The organism is Cognatilysobacter bugurensis (genome assembly GCF_014652095.1).
GTDB classification, from domain to species: domain Bacteria; phylum Pseudomonadota; class Gammaproteobacteria; order Xanthomonadales; family Xanthomonadaceae; genus Cognatilysobacter; species Cognatilysobacter bugurensis.
This window is the reverse complement of record NZ_BMYD01000001.1, coordinates 679,400-697,309: the sequence shown is the minus strand read 5'-3', so window position 1 is coordinate 697,309 and position 17,910 is coordinate 679,400. Positions and strand designations below refer to the sequence as shown.

Genomic DNA, 17,910 nt, shown 5'->3' with positions numbered 1-17,910 from the left:
CCGCGTCGGCACGCGCCCCTCGCGGGGTGCGCGGCCAGGCGCGCCCGTGCCGCCGTTGTGTCGCGATGCGTTGCATCGGCGGTGTCATTCCATGGCGCATCGCGCCGGAGACACCCATGTCCCATTTCTTACGTCCACCGGGCCGACACGCCCGAGTGGCGATGCGTCGCGTGTCCTGCGCCGCGCTAATGCTGCCGTTTCATCTTGCCGCTGCGCAGAACGTCGCCACCGACAACGCCGCCGCCCCGTTGGCGCCCACAACGGCCGCCGCTGCTGCAAACGCGAATGCGGCCGACCTCGACCGCGTGGTCGTCGTCGGGCGACGCCTGAGCCTCGTCGGTGACGCCGTGAGCGCGTCCGAAGGCACGATAGGCCCTGCCGAGATCGAAGCCCGTCCGTTGCTTCGGACAGGCGATCTCCTCGAGTTCGTACCCGGTTTGGTCGCCACCCAGCACTCGGGCAGCGGCAAGGCGAACCAGTATTTCCTGCGCGGCTTCAATCTCGATCACGGCACGGACTTCGCGACGTTCGTCGACGGCATGCCGGTCAACATGCGCACGCACGGCCACGGCCACGGCTGGACGGATCTGAACTTCGTCATTCCAGAGGCGGTGGCCGAGATCACCTACCGCAAGGGCCCGTACTACGCGGACGTCGGCGACTTCGCCTCCGCAGGCAGCGCACGGTTCCGCATCGCCGATCGCGTCGACGACGGCAACGTCGAGGTCGGCGTCGGTGACGATGGCTACGCGCGCGGCGTCGTGGTCGACTCGTTCGACGCGGCCGGCGGCAGCGTGCTGTACGCCGCGGAGCTGCAGCGCTATGACGGACCTTGGGACGACATTGATGAAGACGTGCGCAAGCGAAGCGCCCTTCTGCGCTACAGCGCGCCGACGGCGAACGGCCGGTGGCACATCATGGGCATGGCGTACCGCAACCGGTGGAACTCGGCCGATCAGATCCCCGCACGCGCGGTCGAACAGGGCCTGATCTCCGAGTTCGGGTCGCTCGACACAACGGTGGGAGGCGACGCGTCCCGTGAAAGCATCTCTGCGGGCTGGAACGGCGTTGCTCTGAGCGGCCGCCTGCAGGCGCACGTCTACGCGGTGCGCAGTTCGCTCGATCTGTGGTCGAACTTCACCTACCTGCTCGACGACCCCGACAACGGCGATCAGTTCCAGCAGGTGGACGATCGCACGCTCTACGGATTCGGCGCGTCGCAGCAATGGAGCCGTGGCGCGGACCGCTGGCGCGTCGGCGTCGAGGGCCGTTATGACGACATCGACCGCGTCGCGCTGCTGCGCACCGCCGGGCGTCAATTCGTATCCGCGGTGCGGGACGACGCAGTGCACGAAGGCAGCCTCGGCGTGTTCGCAGCGCACGAGGCGCATTTCGGAACGCGCTGGCGCACGTATCTCGGCGTGCGGCGTGACGAGTACGACTTTGACGTCGAAAGCGCCCTGCTGCTCAACTCGGGTGACGCCCGGGCGGGCATCACCTCGTACAAGGCGAGCGTCGCGTTCGCGCCGTCGGCGCGCACAGAGTGGTACGCGAGCGGAGGCACCGGATTCCACTCCAACGATGCGCGCGGCACCACGATCCGCGTCGACCCCGTAACGGGAGAGCCAGCTTCACGCGTGGATCCGCTCGTCGAGTCGATCGGCGCCGAGCTCGGCGCGCGCCTGTTCTCTTCGCAGCGTTTCCAGGCGACGGTTGCGCTGTGGGCGCTTCGCCTCGACTCCGAACTCGTGTTCGTCGGCGACGCAGGAAACACGGAAGCGAGCCGTCCGAGTGCCCGGCGCGGCGTGGAGCTGGGCGGGCATTGGTTCGGCGGCGAGCGCTACACGGGCCACTTCGAAGTCTCGTACTCGCACGCGCGCTTCCGCGACGACGACCCGGCCGGCCCGGAGGTCCCCGGCGCGATTCCGCTCGTCATCTCAGCGGGCATCGCAGGCCGGTACGCTCACGGCTGGACCGCGAACGCTCAGCTGCGTCACTTCGGCCGCTACCCGCTGATCGAGGATGGCAGCGTCGAGTCTGACGGCGCCACGATCGTGAACCTGCGCGTCGGGCGCGAGTGGAGCCGCTTCGGCCTGTTCGTCGACGTGCTCAACGCGCTCGACAGCCGCGATCACGATGTCGACTACTTCTATGCCTCGCGCCTGCCTGGAGAAAGCGCGAGCGGTGTCGACGACGTCCACTACCACGTGTTTCCGCGAAGGAGCATCCGCATGAGCTTCGCTTACCGCTTTTGACTGGTCGAAGTTGCGACACAGGACCGATAACAAACGGCCACACGGTCCTGTTACTCAGACGTTCAGCGAGAAAAACTGATCTGACGAGGCCGCTGGCAATGCTTTGTTCAGCACCGTCAATGACAGCCGCGCGGCGCAGACGCGAGCGGTGAAGCTTCGGCGCTGCTTAGCTGACAGCGGCTGCGCTTGCGACGAAGTCGTCGCGACGAGCGACCGTGGCGCGGCGACCCCGCATCGGCCGGCTCATGCACTCACATGTGCATGGGCTTGAACGCGTGTGCAAATTCGTCGCATCCGACCGCGTCTCTCGCCCGTAGATTCAGACGAACGGAAACGATCGCACCGGTGCAGATCGGAACGAGGCAGCGACTTTTCCGTCGGTTGGCGCGACTTGCGCGCCACTCCCTCCCCCAGAAAGGACACTTCGATGAAACGCACGCTCCTAGCCGTCGCGCTTACCGGTCTCGTTATCGGCGGCGCCGCGATCGGCTCAAGCCATCGCGAAGCTCCGCAAATCACGGAGATGCCGAAGGTCGACAACACCGACTTCTACATGTTCCGCAGCTATGAACCGGGCCGCGAAGGCTATGTCACGCTGATCGCGAACTACCAGCCGTTCCAGGACCCGTTCGGCGGCCCCAACTACTTCACGATGGACGAAGACGCGTTGTATGCGATCCACGTTGATGCGAACGGCGACGCCTACTCCGACACGTCGTTCTACTTCCGCTTTGAAAACCGCATCAAGGGACTGACAGTTCCGGTGGGCGGCCAGGACGTCGCGGTGCCGCTGATCAACATCGGCCCGTTTGGCGGCGACCCGGAACCTGAGCCGGTACAAAATCGCATCGAGTCCTACGCTTTCGCATCGGTGCACAAGGGCAAGGTCAAGCTCGCGCAGAACCTCGACACCAACAAGCCGTTCTTCTACAAGCCGATCGACAACATCGGCAACAAGTCGATCCCCGATTACGAGAGCTACGCGAACAGTCACATCTATCGCGTCGGTCTGGACAACTGTGCCGGTGAGTCGCGCGTGTTTGTCGGCCAGCGTCGCGAGGGCTTCGTCGTCAATGTCGGCGAGATCTTCGATCTCGTGAACCTCAACCCGGTCGGCGAGCGGGATCTCGGCAAGAACGCGCTCGAGAACAAGAACGTCACCACCATCGCGCTCGAAGTGCCAATCTCCTGCCTCACGACCGCGAGCAGTCCGATCATCGGTGCCTGGGCCACCGCGGCGCTGCCGAATAAGCACGGCCGTTTCACACAGGTGTCGCGCCTGTCCGCGCCGCTTGTGAACGAAGTCGTGATCGGCCTGCCCGACAAGGACAAGTTCAACCGCACCTCGCCGCGCGGTGACGCCGCGTTCGCGAAGTACGTCCAGTATCCGACGTTGCCCGTGCTGCTGCAGACCCTGTTCCCCGAAGTGCAGGCGCCGAGCCAGTACCCGCGACAGGATCTGGTGCAGGCGTTCCTGACCGGCGTGCCGGGCCTCAACCAGCCGGCGAACGTTCGCCCTGCCGAGATGATGCGGCTGAACACGTCGATCGCTCCGGTGCCGGCTGCGCAGCAGGATTCGCTCGCCGTTCTGGCCGGCGATGTCGCGGGCTTCCCGAACGGTCGCCGTCCTGGCGATGACGTGGTGGATATCGAACTGCGCGTCGCGATGGGTGCGCTGCTGCCACAGGACGTCGCGCCTTCCGGGCAGCTGCCTTACACGGACGGTGCACTCGTCACTGCAGCCCGCTTCAAGACATCGTTCCCGTACCTCAACACGCCGTTGCCGGGTTCGCCGTTTGGAGTTGCTCCGCCGGATGACGGCGGCGCCCCGTAATCCATCAAGTGCGAGACCACGCCGTGCGCCTTCGGGCGCACGGCTTTCGCGTGGCCGTTGGCCGTGCAGCACGTGACAATTCGTTCGATTACAACCTGCTCGCCAACTGCACTCTGCCGGAGGCACCGATGCATGCCGTAGGGCGATTCCTCTTCTTTCTCATGCTCTTAGGCCCTGCCTGTGCGTGGGCACAACGCCCGCCCGTGAGCGAGCCGCTGCGACGCGATGCCGTCATCGACGTGCTCCCCAGCGGATATGCCGACGTGATGCCCCGCGCGCAGGCCAACGCCAAGGCGGCGGTGGGTACGGTGGCCGACGCGAATGCGCTTATCGCGATTGCCGCCCGCTCCGGCGACGCCCGGCTGATCGCTCGCGCCGAAAAGATCCTCGAACGCTACCGTGGCCGGCGCGAGACGCCGGACTCACTGCGCGCACAAGCGTACGTGGCGCAATACCGGCACGATTTCGACACCGCGCTCAAGCTCTTGGACCGCGCGATCGAGCGCGACCCGCGCGACGCCGACGCGAGATTGTCGCGCGCGCAGATTCTCCTCGTAGGCGGCGATGTCGAACGCGCACGCAGCGAGTGCGCGAGCCTCGCCGTCGGCCTCGACGCGGACCGCGGGCTCCTGTGCATCGCCGCGGTCGAACTGCGCCGCGGTCGCTATGATGAAACGAAGAAACTTCTCGATCACTGGATCGGACGTGCGTCGCCCAAAGGCGAGAGCGCACGCCACGCCCTGCTGATGCGCGCGGAAACCGCGTCGCGCAGCGGCGATGCCGACGCGGATGCATGGTTCCGCAAGGCCCTGGCCGTGGGTCCGCGCGATGTCCGCACGCTCGCGGCGTTCTCACGCCACCTGCGGGAGACCGGGCGGCCCGCCGACGCGCTGCAGGCGCTCGCCGACGCGCCTGCCAGCGACCACATCCTGCTCGAGCGCGCGCTCGCCGCGCACCAGGCTGGACGCACGGACGCACGCGACCTCGGTCAGATGCTCGCAAGCCGCTTCGAGTTGGCCCGCCAACTGGGCCTCGAGCCTGACCTTCGCGACGAGGCAGAGTATTGGCTGACGCTGCGCAACGATCCGAAGCGCGCGCTGCCGCTCGCGCAGCGCAACTTCGAGCACCAGCGTGATCGCGAAGATGTGGACCTGCTGCGCCGCGCCTCCACGGCGGCTGAGTCGCCGCAGGCCTGGGCGCCCGTGGCTGCGTGGGCGGCGTCGCAAAATGTCGAGCTGCCGTCGCCGCAGCGGGGAGCGCGCTGATGCGAATGTCGCTCCGCGTGCTTACGTGCGTGCTGCTCGCGGCATCGGGCTTCGCCAACGCGCACACCGTGTCGATGTCCCACGTCGACATCGCGGTTGAAGGTGAAGACGCGCCGGTTCGGATGGAACTCGATGTCGCGGTCCGCGACCTCGCGCTCAGCATTCCGCTCGACGCCGACCGCGACGAGCGCGTGACCTGGGGTGAATTGCAGGACGCGCAGCCTGCGATCCAGCGTCTCGTCGAACAAGGCGTCGTCGTGTCCTCCGGCGGCAGGGCCTGCACGCTGGAGCCGTCCGGCCTCGGGGTGCGGCGCTACGAGGATGGGGTCTACGCGCACCTGCCCTACACCGCTGATTGCCCGGGCGGCGGCGCGCTGCAGCTCGACTACAGCCTCATGCGCGAACGCGACCCACAGCACCGTGCACTCGTAAACCTTCGACGCGGCGGCAAAACGAGCGTCGCGATCGCGCGGGACGAACCGCTGGTGTTCGATGTGGCGCTCGCACGTCGCTCGGGCTGGGTCGACTATCTGCGCGAAGGCGTGCACCACATCCTGATCGGCTACGACCACCTCGCGTTCCTGTTGTCGCTCCTGCTGCCCGCGGCATTGCTGCGCGAGCGCGGTGCATGGCGGCCGGTTGCGGGGTGGCGCGAGAGCATTGGCCCGGTGGTCGGCATCGTTACCGCCTTCACCGTTGCGCATTCGATCACGCTGACCTTGGCAGCACTCGGCTGGGTGACGCCCTCATCGCGCTGGGTCGAAGCGGCCATCGCGGGCAGCGTGCTGCTGGCCGCGCTGAACAACGTGCGGCCGATCGTGACGCGACGGCTCTGGGTGGTCGGTTTCATGTTCGGGCTGATCCACGGCTTCGGGTTTGCCGGCGCGCTCGGCGAGCTCGGCCTGCCCACGCGGGAGCGCTTGGCGGCGCTGGTGAGCTTCAACGTCGGCGTGGAGCTCGGACAGATCGCAGTGGTGGCCGCGGCATTGCCGTTGCTCATCGCGGTGCGCGACCGACGCTGGTACGCACGATGGGCAATGCCTGCGCTTTCGATCGCGATCGCGGCGCTGGCCGGGTATTGGCTCTGGGAGCGGCTGGCCGGCTGAGCGAGGTCAGATCGAGGCGGGGTCTTCGTGACCTGGACGACGCGTTCAGACCGAAGCGCGGTGCAAGTGCCGCGTCGGCGCGGACGCTTCCCCACTGAGCTGACAGCAGCCGCAAGGCGCGACCTTGTCGCCCAGGCCTATGCTGCACCGTCCTCCCGCACGGGCCGCTGCCATGCGCCGATTCATCCGCTCTGTCCTGCTCACCGCTGCGCTGCTGGTCGGCGCCGCACATGCATCGGACTACGTCCCCCCGCGCCACGAATGGGAGCGAAGATCCCCCACGGCCGCCGGCTTTGACCCCGCGCGGCTCGAAGCGGCCGTGTCCTACGCAAAGCAAAAGGCCGAAGTAGAGCCAGCCGACCTGCGCCCTGTGCTGATGGCCGCGTACGGCGCCAAGGAACCGAACTACCGCATCCTCGGCCCACTCACGCCGCGAAGCGAGGCAAGCGGCCTCATCGTGCGCGGCGGCCGCATCGTGGCCGAATGGGGTGACATCCACCGCGTCGACATGACCTTCAGCGTGGTGAAGAGCTACCTGTCGACGGTCGCCGGACTTGCCGTCGACGACGGCCTCATCGCATCGGTTGATGACCGCGTCGCATCCTACGTTCCGGGCCCGTGGTACGACCGGCCGCATAACGGGGCGATCACCTGGCGGCACCTGCTCCATCAAACGTCTGACTGGAGCGGCGCCCTGTGGGACGTACACGACTGGGCCGACCGCCCCGTCGGCGACGATCCATCGAAACGGGCGCTGCATGCGCCCGGAACGCACTACAAGTACAACGACGTGCGGATCAACCTGCTTGCGCTGTCCTTGCTGCACGTCATGCGGGAGCCGCTGCCGCGCGTGCTGAAAGCCCGGATCATGGACCCGATCGGCGCCAGCCCCACGTGGCGGTGGCACGGTTACGAGAACTCCTGGATCGAGCTCGACGGTCTGCGCATGCAGTCGGTGTCGGGCGGCGGCCACTTCGGCGGCGGCATGTTCGTGAGCGCGGCGGACCATGCGCGCTTCGGGCTCCTGATGCTGCGCCACGGACAGTGGGGCGGGCGCCAGCTGGTGTCGCGCAACTGGATCGACCGGGCGACCCGGCCCTCCCCTGTGAAGCTGGACTACGGCTTCCTGTGGTGGCTCAACACAGGGCGCGAGGCGATTCCGGCAGCGCCCGAATCGGCGTTCTGGGGCGCCGGCTTCGGTGGCCACTACGTTTACGTCGACCGCGAGCACGACCTCGTCGTCGTGTTGCGTTGGACCCCTGACCTCCCCGGGGTCGTCACGCGGGTGCTCGCAGCACTGGAGCCGCCCGGCGGCTCCGCGCGCTGACGGAGGTTTGGCCCGGCGCCGTCGGCACGACCTCGTCGCGACGAGCTTCTGCCGTACCGCATGCGCGCCAGCCGGCGTATGCCGGGTTTCGACGGCAGTGCGCTCCGCGTGTCGCTGCACCGACGCAGCCGACAGACGCACTGCTCACCGACCTCCTCGACGGCGAAGCCTGCTACCGCATGTACTAGACCGCGCCCTCGGCGCCAGATTGCTGCGACGCACCCGCACCCGGCTTCGCTCGGGTGTCCGGCGCGAACGCATCCAGCAGCACCTACCGCCGCGAGGGCTTTACGGAACGCCGGCCGAACCCGGCCTCCTTGGACGCCGCAAGCTCTCGCGTCTGCCCATAGCTCTTTAGCGCGTACTGCAGCAACTGCTGCCACGCGACGTTCGCCTCAATCGCCGCGCAAGCTCGTGGCCTGACAGGTCGGGGAGACCGATGTCGAGCACGGAAGCGGAGGCGGCGTCCGGCAACGGAACCGACTCGGTCGCGGTGAGTAGCGTGGGCGCGGTGCCCCTCGAGCTCCAGCAGAGCCGCCAACGTCGTCGCGGCATCGGCGTTTTCGTTGACGATCACGATGTCGAGCAAGCCGTATCCGCGCGGCGCCGTGAGGCGCGCATCGAGTTCGAATGGAAGACCAGGCATGGCACCTTCAGCGGCGCTGATCGGGCCTAGAGGTCTTGCCTCGTCTGTATGCGCTGCAGAGACATGCTCGGCTTCTGGTGCGCGCGCGCCGACCAACACCGCCGTTCAGTCAGAACGAAACCGAGCCGGCATGCGCGGATGCCGACTCGTTCCCGGCTGCCATCAAACCTCAATGGGCCGCACAGCAGGCTCAGTCGAACCAGCCCTCGCCTGCTGCGAACTCGCTGTCGTCGAGCATGCTGTCGCGGTTGCGGTCCCAGGTCGAAAACGCGCCCGTACCGAACTCGCCGTCATCCAGCACGCCGTCGCGGTTCGTATCCCAGGTGGCAAACGCGTTGCCGTCTAGACCCCAGCCGGTCGACGCCATCCCGAATTCTTCGTTCGTTACCCGGCCATCGCGATCACGGTCGAGCTCATTGAACCAGCCGTTCTGCGTAAAACCCGCGCGGAATTCGGCATCCGCGATCATGCCATTGCGGTCCGCATCCCAGTCCGCGAAGCCCACGTCGGCCGAGGTGTCTTCCGCGTACTGCGTACTTGCACAGCCCGTCGCGAGCAGGATCGAAAGCCCAAGCGTTGTAAACAGTGTCCGTTTCATGTCGGTTCTCCTAACGATGAAGGGAGCGTGGCTGCCCATCGTTCCAGGCCGCGCACATTTCCCATCATCCACATGCACCTGTACAGCGAACGTAGAAATTTATAATCCAAGCCAAACACAAGCGGCCGATAGCGCGGACACTGGGTTGTCTCGACCGCGTCGATGCGTGGCCGTCGCGTTGATGACGGCGGCAATCTCCAAGCGACGATTCCCATTAAATGGCGCAGCTAGGCAGCTGCATTGTTTTGCTATTCGCGGATACCGCCCCAAATTTTCGGAGCCGACGCGCGCATCGCGGAAGAAACTACGTATCCACTGTTTAGTGTTTGCACAATTTGATAAGTGATCACCAACGCACTCGGCGCGCCTGTTCTCGGAGTGAGCTTGATAAAACTCATCCTTGGCCAGGGTCCTCGCCCATTAGAGGTCCCGCGCTAACGCGGCCGCTCGCGCGCAGCCGGAGCTAGCGGCATCGGATGGGCGCGGTGGTGCCATCTACCCGCATATCCGCCCCTCGCCACGCCCACGTCGGCTCGCACCGTAGACACTCGGTGTCTCAGGTTGACTGCGGCGAACGCCTACCGGGACGCAGTGTCGACCGCACGCCGGCCCGGCTGTCGACATTGCGCGCACCGTTCGACCCGCAGCATGGCGACAACGCGACCGCTCGCTTACTCCCGTACTCACACCTGATGAAGACGCCCGGCGACCTGCTCCACGACGCGCACTATGCGTTCGCGTTCCGCACGCTCGAGCCTGTGCCTGAAACACCCAGCGCCTTGCTCGTGCTCCTGCACGGAGTCGGTGGCGATGAGCTTCAGCTGGCGGATGCCGGCGCGCGCGTGGGTCACGACGTCCTCGTCGTCCTCCCGCGCGGTCAACAGACCATCAGCGGCGAGCGCCTCGGCTGGTTCCGCGAATCGCTCGGCGAGGACGAACCGCGCGTCGTCGAGGACGAGGCAGAGGATGCGCGCCTCAAGCTGATCGAGTTCGTGGCCCAGCTGCAAGGCCGGCACGACATCGCGCCTGCTAGGACTGTGTTCGCGGGCTTCAGCCAAGGGGGCATGCTCGCGGCGGCGGCGGCGCTTACATCGCCCGCATCGGTTGCCGGCTTCGCAATGCTGTGCGGCCGTGTCATGCCCGAGCTCGAGCCCTTCCTCGCCGACGGGGAGAATGCAAGACATCTGCACGCACTGATCGTCCACGGTCGAGAGGACGACGTGCTGCCCGCTGAGTGGGCCACGCGGGCCGCCGCACAGCTGGAGACGCTCGGCGTGGCGCACGAGTTGAGGCTGCACGACGCGGGCCATACGCTCGAGCCGGCGATGCAGAGCGACTTTCTGAGTTGGTTCGCAGCGTCCGCGCGCCCGTGGCGCACGGGTTGAGACGCCGGCTGCTGGCCGTCACACCGGTTTCGAGCTCTCGGTAAACGGCAACCGGGCAATGCCGTCGGCACACGCCTGCAGACGCGGATAGTCCAGCGGCACCAGGTCGTACAGGGCCACGTGATCCCGCATCGAAAGCACATGGAAGCCGAGGTACGACACGGGCCCCTCGAACACCGAGGCGTTCGACTCGAGCCAAGCCAGGCTGCGTTCGATCGCCTCGCGCATCTTTGCGAAGCGCGGTTGCGCGGTATCGAGCCCGCTGCGTGCGCCGAGGATGAGCTCGACCTCGAGCGCCATGACGCCGTTGAGCACTGCCCGGGCGTTCAGCACGTCGACGTCAGCGGTGAGCACGTCAAAGCGATCATCGGGGTCGCGTGTGCGCACGAGGTGCATCGCGATGTGGTCCGACTCGAAGACCGGTCGACCGTGATCGATCAGTGTCGGCACCTTGAGCAGCGGATTCGGGCCAAAGCGTGCGGGATCGGGGTCCGCGGCGTTGACCGCATCGATCAGTTCGGCCTCGATTCCAAGTCCATCGAGGAGCAGTCGCACCTTGCGCGCGAAGTGGGATCGAGGCGTGTGGATGAGTTGCAGAGCGGGGTCGGTCATCGTGGCGGCATCCGTCGGGTTTGATCGGCGCTTAATCATGGCTGCGGTTTGATCGGGATGCGCGCCGTCGTGGCGCGCACCACCAAGGAGTTGAAATGAGCAACCAGAAAGACAAATCGCAGAACCAGGAACAGCCCCGCGGCATGAACAACACGGACCCGCAGGCCAAGCACAAGCAGACGTTCAACGATTGGGTCGACGCCAAGCAGTCGCAGGATCCGGACGCGCCCGGCGGGAAGCGCCGTTTCATGCATGGCGAGGAAGACGTCAACAACAGCAACAACAACGATTGACGTAAGCCGTATCGCCGTCGTCAGTAGCCGCGGTCGCGCTCGACTACGCCGCTGATCGGCAGGCCGGCTTCGAGGCAGCGGATCTTGTCGGCGACCTGATCGCAGGCCGCATGCACGTCGGTCAGTGCCGCGATGTGTGGCGTGACGATCACGCGCGGGTGGCGCCAGTACGGGTGCGACGGCGGCAAAGGCTCGTCGCGGAACACATCGAGGTAGGCCGCCCCGATGTGCCCCGCGTCGAGCGCGGTGAGCAGTGCCGCGTCGTCGATCAGTTCACCGCGCGCGATGTTCACGATGGCGGCGCCCGCCGGCAGACGCGCAAGGCGCGTCGCGTCGAGGAGTGTGTCAGTGTCTGGCGTCAGCGGCAGGCACATCACGAGCAGGCGGCTGCGCCCCAGTACCGCGTCGAGACCGTCGTTGCCGTGCAGGCAGTCGACGCCTTCGAGCGTGCGTGGCGTCCGGCTCCAGCCGACGACGTCGAATCCGAAATCTGCGAGCGCGCATGCCACCGCGCCGCCGAGCACGCCGAGGCCGAGCACGCCTACAGTCAGGTCGCGCCGCGCGCGTGCGTGGCCGGGGTTCCAGCAGGCGGCCGCTTGGGCGTCCGCATACCCACCGAATCCGCGCAGCTCCCGAAGGGCCGCGTGCAGCGCGTACTCGACCATCTGCGGCCCCATGCCCGCCCCTTCCATGCGCACGAGCGGCACGTCACGCGGGAGCTCCTGCATCGCCAGCAGCCCGTTCACGCCTGCCCCCAGCGAGAACATCGCCTTGAGCCGCGGCTGGTGGGCAAAGAGATCGCCGGGCGGCTTCCACAGGACGGCGTAGTCGCAGGGCGGCGCGTCCGGGCCGGCGTGCACGCGAGCCGCGGGTAAACGCGCGGCGAGAGCGTCACGCCACGCGGTCTGGTCCTTCGATGTGCAGACGAGGACGTCCATCACACGCATTCGCCGCGGTCAGCGCAGCAACAGCACCGGCACGCGACACTGCCGAAGCAGCTGCGTGGTGGTGCTGCCGACGATGAACTGCCGGATGCGCGAATGCCCGTACGCGCCGGCGACGAGCAGGTCCGCCTGCAGCGACTCGACGTGCCGAGCCACCACCTCGTCGGCGTCGCCAACCGCGAGGTGCAGCTGCACCGCAAAACCCGCGGTCTCGAGCTCGCCGCGCGCCCAGTCCTGCTGCGCCTGTGTCGAGTCGGACGGCTGCGCCGCAGTGACGACATGGCACGCGAGGCCCTTCAGCAGCGGGCTCGCACACACCATCTCAACGCACCGTCGCGTCGTTGCGCTGCCGTCGAACGCGATGACGAACCGACTAGGCGCCGTGAACCCACGCGCGGCAACGAGCACGGGCCGATGGACGGCGCGCACCACGCGCTCGAGGTTGCTGCCGAGGTGTCCCTCCAACGTCACGGCATGCTCACCCCGCTTGCCAATCACGAACAGCCGCACGGCGGGCTCGAGGTCGATCAGGGAGTCGGGCAGCGCACCGTGGCGCAAGTGGGTTTTCGTTTCTATGCCCGAGCGGACGCCCAGACGGGCCTGCAGTCCGTCGAGCAGCGAGCGCCCGCGTGCCTGCTCGAGCGTCATGCCGCGCGCATCGAGATCGGCCAACTGCTCGAGCAGCGCCTCCTGCGCACCGAGCGCGATGGCGCCGCTGAGGTCGGTGGACGATGCCGCGGCGCGTCGGTCCAAGGTGTGCAGCAGTTCCAGCGGGGCATCCATGCGTGCAGCGGCCCAGCCGGCTAGGTCGGCCACGCTCAGCGCGTAGGCCGACGGATCGACCGCGGCCAGGACGCAGCCACTGGCGTGAATCAGCGGCTGCGGACCGGAACGTTGGTTGTCCATGTGGGCCTCCTCAATGTCCGCCCATCAGCCGTTCGGCATCCGGCTTGTCGTGCACGCCGAGTCGATCGACGATCGTCGCGCTCGCGTCGTTGAGCCCCACGATATCGACTCGCGCACCCTCGCGCCGAAACTTCAACACGACCTTGTCGAGTGCGCCCACGGCGCTCAGGTCCCAGAAATGCGCGCCGCGGACGTCGATAGTGACGTGCTCCAGCGCCTCCTTGAAGTCGAATGCCGACACGAATGCATCGGCCGACGCGAAAAACACCTGTCCCGTGACCACGTACTCGCGCGACCGACCGCCCTCGCCCGGCGTCGAACCCACGTGCAGCACGCGCCCGACCTTGCGCGCAAAGAACAGCGCCGACAACAGGACGCCCGTCAGCACGCCCTTGGCGAGGTCGTGCGTGACGACGGTGACTGCCACAGTGCCGATCATCACGATGCTCGATGTGCGCGGATGCGTATGCAGGTTTCGGATCGAGCTCCAACTGAAGGTGCCAATGGACACCATGATCATCACGGCCACGAGCGCCGCCATCGGGATCTGCTTGACCCACGGGCCCGCGAACACGACCAGGATCAACAGAACGACACCTGCAACGAGCGTCGACAGCCGCCCTCGCCCGCCCGACTTCACGTTGATCACCGACTGCCCAATCATCGCGCAGCCCGCCATGCCGCCAATAAAGCCGGTCGCGATGTTCGCGATGCCCTGCCCGGCCGATTCGCGATGCTTGTTGCTCGGCGTGTCGGTGAGGTCGTCGACGATCTGCGCCGTCAGCAGCGACTCGAGCAGGCCGACGATCGCCAGCGTGATCGACACGGGAAGAACGATGCGCAGCGTCTCCAGGTTGAGCGGCACGTCCGGCAGCAGGAAGACCGGCAGGCTGTCGGGCAGCTCGCCCATGTCGCCCACGGTGCGCACATCGATGTCGAAGCCGACCGCAACGGCCGTGAGGACGACGATGGCCACGAGCGGTGACGGGATCGAGCGCGTCAGGTAGGGAAACAGGTAGATGATCGCCAGCCCTGCCGCCGTCATGACGTAGACCATCGACGACACGCCGATGAGCTCGGGAAGCTGCGCCATGAAGATCAGGATCGCGAGCGCATTCACGAAGCCCGTAATCACCGACCGCGACACGAACCGCATCAGCGTGCCGAGTTTGAGCACGCCGGCCATGATCTGAAGCACGCCCGTGAGGATCGTCGCAGCGAGCAGGTACTGCAGGCCGTGGTCCCGCACGAGGTCGACCATCACCAGCGCCATTGCCCCGGTTGCAGCGGAGATCATGCCCGGTCGACCACCGGCGAACGCGATGACGGTCGCGATCGAGAACGACGCGTACAGACCCACCTTCGGGTCGACGCCCGCAATGATGGAAAACGCGATTGCCTCAGGGATGAGTGCGAGTGCCACGACAAGACCGGCCAGCAGATCGCCGCGGACGTTGCCGAACCATTCCTGGCCCGGTCGGTAAGCAGAATTCAAGACAAAGCCCTCGGCCGGCGACGATGCCGGCGCGTTGATCGAAAGAAGACGCGATGCCGCGACCCGCCTGTGCGGGCGCCCGTCGGTTGGGCTATTAGGGCGGCGTGGTCACGATGCGTCCGATCGGCTGTAAAACGGCGCGCATTGTACTCGACCGCGTCCCGGGGCCCGGGACACCGAGGGACATTCCGTGGCCCCCGACCGCAAACGCTGGGGGGCGAGCAGAGACTTGGTTAACGGAAACCAGCCCTGGCGGTCACGACAGCCGAATTCGCGCAGCGCTATACACGAAGCACGGCCGCGTGTTGCGGCCACCGGGAGGAACACCATGGACAAGCATCGCAAAGAAGGCGCCAAGACCGAGATCAAGGGCAAGGTCAACGAGATCGTCGGTGACATGACCGACGACCATTCGCAGGAAACGCGCGGCCGCGTGCAGCAGAAGCTCGGTGAAGCGCAGCGCGAATATGGCGAAGCGCGCGACGACGCGCGCGACATCGACGCGACGCGGCACTGATTCCGCAGCGTGTCCGCGCGGGCGGACACGCGATTGGAGTGGCACCGGCCGCATGCGTGGCCCGCTCGGGTAGCGCGGCGGCTGGTGCCTTCTGTCTTGGGCGTCTCAGGCGCCGGTCGACCCGAGGGGCTAGAAGCGAGTCGTAGGGGGCCGCAGAGGCGCTTAAAACGCTGCGAACAACAACAGCGCGAAAGCCACGATCGCGACGGCCCCGTGCGCAAGAACGGTGCGCTTCGACAGCGGGGTATCCGCCTCGTGGTACCGCAGGTTGAGCCAGACGCCGACCGCGGCCGCCAAGAGGAACAGCAACGCCGACAACAGCGCAGAGCCCGGCGCGCCCGCGACGAGCGAGGCGTACAACTGCAGCGTGAGACCGGCCGATGCGAGCAGGCCGTGCGCCATCGCGAGCCAGGATGGCGGGTTGCGATGGCGTACGAATCGAATGCCGGCCATCGCCAACCCGCCAAGCGCCGCCAGCGCGTACAGCGCGACTGCGACTTGCAACATCAGTATTGGATCCATCGTCTGACGTATCCCCGATCGGTGACTATCGCGGTAGCAGCGAAGCAGGCTTATACACGGCCGCTGTTGATTTGCTTAAGACCGGGTGCACTCCTTACCCGCGTGCGCGCCTTAGCGGCGGCACGCGGTGCGGATCATTACTGCCAGACCAGCTGTACGGTTCCGATCAGCGGCTTCGCGCCCGGCGTCGGGCGGCCACCGGCGGCCACGACGAGTTCGAGCGGCACGCCCGGCTTAATCGCTTTGCGGGCGACGAGGCGCTTCAGCACCTCCGTGATATCGAAGCTGTTGAAGTTTTCGCCGAGCGCTTCGTCGAGCGGGCTGCTGCCGTGGTCGTGGAACTCCGCATCGAAGAAGTGGATATCGCCCACGTGGTAATCGCGCACCGGGCCGCCTCCGCGCGCCGTGACGTAGAGGTGGAACAACGCCTCCGGCTGCTGCCATGTGTGCAGGTCCTTGACCACGAGGTAGGTCCGCTTCTGCCCCGTCGGGTCCAGCGCAGTCTCGGGACGGCCGTCGTCGATCGTGAGCGTCGTGCGTGCCGGCTGTGCCCCGAGCTCCATCGGCTTGCCCGAGCCGATCCGCTCCGGGTTCCGCCCTACGCTGTTACGACGCGCTGACGACGCCGCTGCGAACGTGCTCACGCCATCCTCGCTGCCGTCTGGACCGATGAGCCGGTCGTACGAATAGCCCAGCGACGAGGCATCGAGAAAGTCACGCAGACGGCCCGAGACTCGCTGGCCGCCTCCGTCGACGAATACGAACTCGCGATCGAGCCACGTGCCCGAGGTCGGATTGACCCCGCCGTTCGCGTTCCAGCTTGCCCACATGCGGTCAATGTTCGCGTGATGCACCCAGAACAGTGGGTCCAGCGCCGCGTACGAGATCTTGCCCATGTTGGTGCTGTTGCCCGTCAACACGTGAATTCGACCGTGGATGCTCGAGTCGACCCCACGGCAGAAGCCGTTGACGCTTCCGATGTTGCTGTAGCTCTCGCTGGCCATGAGCCCGCGGACGTCCATGACATCGGTCGGCTCGTTCTGGTGAATCGGCTGGCCCGAGTTCGCCAGCGTCGAGCGGTTGGAGCGGTACAGCGGCGCCCAGGTCGAGTCGTAGCGCAAGCGGAACTGCGCGGGCACGACGCCACGCTTGGCCGGGTCGGCGGACGTGTAGTTCCAGTACGGCAGCGTGAAGTCAGCCCTGCCCGTGACTTCGCGCACGATCTGCTCGAAATAGAGCACATACATGCGATGCCACGGCAGGAAATGATTGTAGTTCTGCCCCGCATGGGACTGGCAGGTGTTCCACATTTCCTCAGCGAGTACACGCCGCCAGCTGGTTGCGCTGAACAGGCGGTCGATTTCGGCCTGCTTCGTGGTCGATCCGCTTACGAAATGCGTGTACCACTGCCAACGCCAGCTGCGGGGATTTGCGTCGCTCAGCGATTTCATCTGCTTCACCGCGGTCGAGAGCGTGGCAAGCATGCTCTGCCCTTCAGGCGACGCAATGTCGTAACGGATAAACGGTGTGTTCGCGTGAGCTTTGCTCGCCAGCCACAGGCCAATCGGGACCGTGGACATTCCGCGGAGAAAACTGCGACGGGAGATGGGCGGCATGATGGTGTCTCGCTGGCTATGGCGTCCGGCCTGGCTGCGGGGCCCGCGTAGGTCCTTGGCACTGCACTGAACGCTTTGGCGGTTGACGGACGGACATGCGTGCCTGAACGGCTATAACGTGTCTCATCCGCTGGGTTACTGCGAGATCGATACTGTCGCGCTCGCCGTGACAACCGGGTTTAAATCCGGCTAATTTTTGTGGCGATGTTTTGATTGCACGACGTTGCGGTCCGTAGGACGCCGATCAGCGGCATCAGGTAAAGCGCGTTTCCGGCGCGCTGGGTCAATTAATACGTCATAGACGCGTCGAACACGCGAACGAATGTACGCGCTCGAGATTCGAAATGTTTCGGAAATGGAGTGGCGTGCCTCTGCGCAGCGCGCAGGACCGGCTCGACCAATACGAGTGCCAAACGTGCCTTCGCTGCTGTGAATTGCGTTCGCGCTGCGGCTTGGCGGCGCGCATCACGTACGTGTGTCCGACCGAAGGCAGAGGTGCACAGCCGATTCGGTAAACCGGAGCCAACCGGCGCGAGTGGCAGCGGATCGGTTGAGCCGCTGCAGCCCAATCGCCGATCGACAACACACT

16 protein-coding genes are annotated in these 17,910 nt (G+C 66.4%); 9 read left to right on the top strand and 7 right to left on the bottom strand.

The window, feature by feature from the left end; translation table 11 throughout:
* Positions 1–116: 116 nt before the first annotated feature.
* The 6 genes from IE075_RS03275 to IE075_RS03250 all read left to right on the top strand — a co-directional run bounded on the left by IE075_RS03275 (position 117) and on the right by IE075_RS03250 (position 8,463).
* The gene (locus IE075_RS03275; protein ID WP_229792289.1) at positions 117–2,255 is read left to right on the top strand and encodes a TonB-dependent receptor; all 2,139 of its coding nucleotides are present in this window, start codon (positions 117–119) and stop codon (positions 2,253–2,255) included.
* Positions 2,256–2,682: 427 nt separating this feature from the next.
* On the top strand, positions 2,683–4,089 hold the full coding sequence (locus IE075_RS03270) for a DUF4331 family protein (protein WP_189453252.1): 1,407 nt from the start codon (positions 2,683–2,685) through the stop codon (positions 4,087–4,089).
* Between the two features lie 203 nt (positions 4,090–4,292).
* A complete protein-coding gene (locus tag IE075_RS03265) occupies positions 4,293–5,354 on the top strand; it encodes a tetratricopeptide repeat protein (RefSeq protein WP_189453250.1) in 1,062 nt (353 codons plus the stop codon).
* Positions 5,354–6,460, top strand: coding sequence for a HupE/UreJ family protein (locus IE075_RS03260; RefSeq protein ID WP_189453248.1), 1,107 nt, complete (start codon positions 5,354–5,356; stop codon positions 6,458–6,460). The genes IE075_RS03265 and IE075_RS03260 overlap by 1 nt, the downstream gene beginning before the upstream one ends.
* A gap of 172 nt (positions 6,461–6,632) precedes the next feature.
* Entirely contained in the window at positions 6,633–7,787 is a 1,155-nt protein-coding gene (locus tag IE075_RS03255; protein ID WP_189453246.1) for a serine hydrolase domain-containing protein, read from the top strand.
* A gap of 439 nt (positions 7,788–8,226) precedes the next feature.
* Complete coding sequence (locus IE075_RS03250; protein ID WP_189453243.1) at positions 8,227–8,463, top strand: hypothetical protein; 237 nt, start codon at positions 8,227–8,229, stop codon at positions 8,461–8,463.
* Between the two features lie 160 nt (positions 8,464–8,623).
* Here the strand turns inward: IE075_RS03250 and IE075_RS03245 are convergent, their stop codons facing one another.
* Positions 8,624–9,031, bottom strand: a complete 408-nt coding sequence (locus IE075_RS03245) for a hypothetical protein (protein ID WP_189453241.1) — start codon at positions 9,029–9,031, stop codon at positions 8,624–8,626.
* Between the two features lie 692 nt (positions 9,032–9,723).
* Between IE075_RS03245 and IE075_RS03240 the strand changes: the two genes are divergently transcribed.
* Positions 9,724–10,416, top strand: a complete 693-nt coding sequence (locus IE075_RS03240) for an alpha/beta hydrolase (RefSeq protein WP_189453239.1) — start codon at positions 9,724–9,726, stop codon at positions 10,414–10,416.
* An 18-nt stretch (positions 10,417–10,434) separates the two neighbouring features.
* On the opposite strand, the gene IE075_RS03235 is transcribed toward IE075_RS03240, so the two are convergent.
* Entirely contained in the window at positions 10,435–11,028 is a 594-nt protein-coding gene (locus IE075_RS03235; protein ID WP_189453237.1) for a glutathione S-transferase family protein, read from the bottom strand.
* Between the two features lie 95 nt (positions 11,029–11,123).
* On the opposite strand from IE075_RS03235, the gene IE075_RS03230 reads away from it, so the two are divergent.
* Positions 11,124–11,321 (top strand): hypothetical protein, encoded by a 198-nt coding sequence (locus IE075_RS03230; RefSeq protein WP_189453236.1) that lies wholly within the window; start codon positions 11,124–11,126, stop codon positions 11,319–11,321.
* Positions 11,322–11,341: 20 nt separating this feature from the next.
* On the opposite strand, the gene IE075_RS03225 is transcribed toward IE075_RS03230, so the two are convergent.
* The 3 genes from IE075_RS03225 to IE075_RS03215 are packed head-to-tail and all read right to left on the bottom strand — an operon-like array spanning position 11,342 to position 14,666.
* Positions 11,342–12,259, bottom strand: coding sequence for a 2-hydroxyacid dehydrogenase (locus tag IE075_RS03225; RefSeq protein WP_189453234.1), 918 nt, complete (start codon positions 12,257–12,259; stop codon positions 11,342–11,344).
* An 18-nt stretch (positions 12,260–12,277) separates the two neighbouring features.
* Positions 12,278–13,171, bottom strand: coding sequence for a universal stress protein (locus IE075_RS03220; RefSeq protein ID WP_229792288.1), 894 nt, complete (start codon positions 13,169–13,171; stop codon positions 12,278–12,280).
* A 10-nt stretch (positions 13,172–13,181) separates the two neighbouring features.
* Positions 13,182–14,666, bottom strand: a complete 1,485-nt coding sequence (locus IE075_RS03215; RefSeq protein ID WP_189453232.1) for a SulP family inorganic anion transporter — start codon at positions 14,664–14,666, stop codon at positions 13,182–13,184.
* A gap of 328 nt (positions 14,667–14,994) precedes the next feature.
* Between IE075_RS03215 and IE075_RS03210 the strand changes: the two genes are divergently transcribed.
* A complete protein-coding gene (locus IE075_RS03210) occupies positions 14,995–15,183 on the top strand; it encodes a CsbD family protein (RefSeq protein ID WP_189453230.1) in 189 nt (62 codons plus the stop codon).
* A gap of 162 nt (positions 15,184–15,345) precedes the next feature.
* Here the strand turns inward: IE075_RS03210 and IE075_RS03205 are convergent, their stop codons facing one another.
* A complete protein-coding gene (locus IE075_RS03205; RefSeq protein WP_189453227.1) occupies positions 15,346–15,690 on the bottom strand; it encodes a hypothetical protein in 345 nt (114 codons plus the stop codon).
* Positions 15,691–15,842: 152 nt separating this feature from the next.
* On the bottom strand, positions 15,843–17,285 hold the full coding sequence (locus IE075_RS03200; protein ID WP_229792287.1) for a tyrosinase family protein: 1,443 nt from the start codon (positions 17,283–17,285) through the stop codon (positions 15,843–15,845).
* Positions 17,286–17,910: the final 625 nt, after the last annotated feature.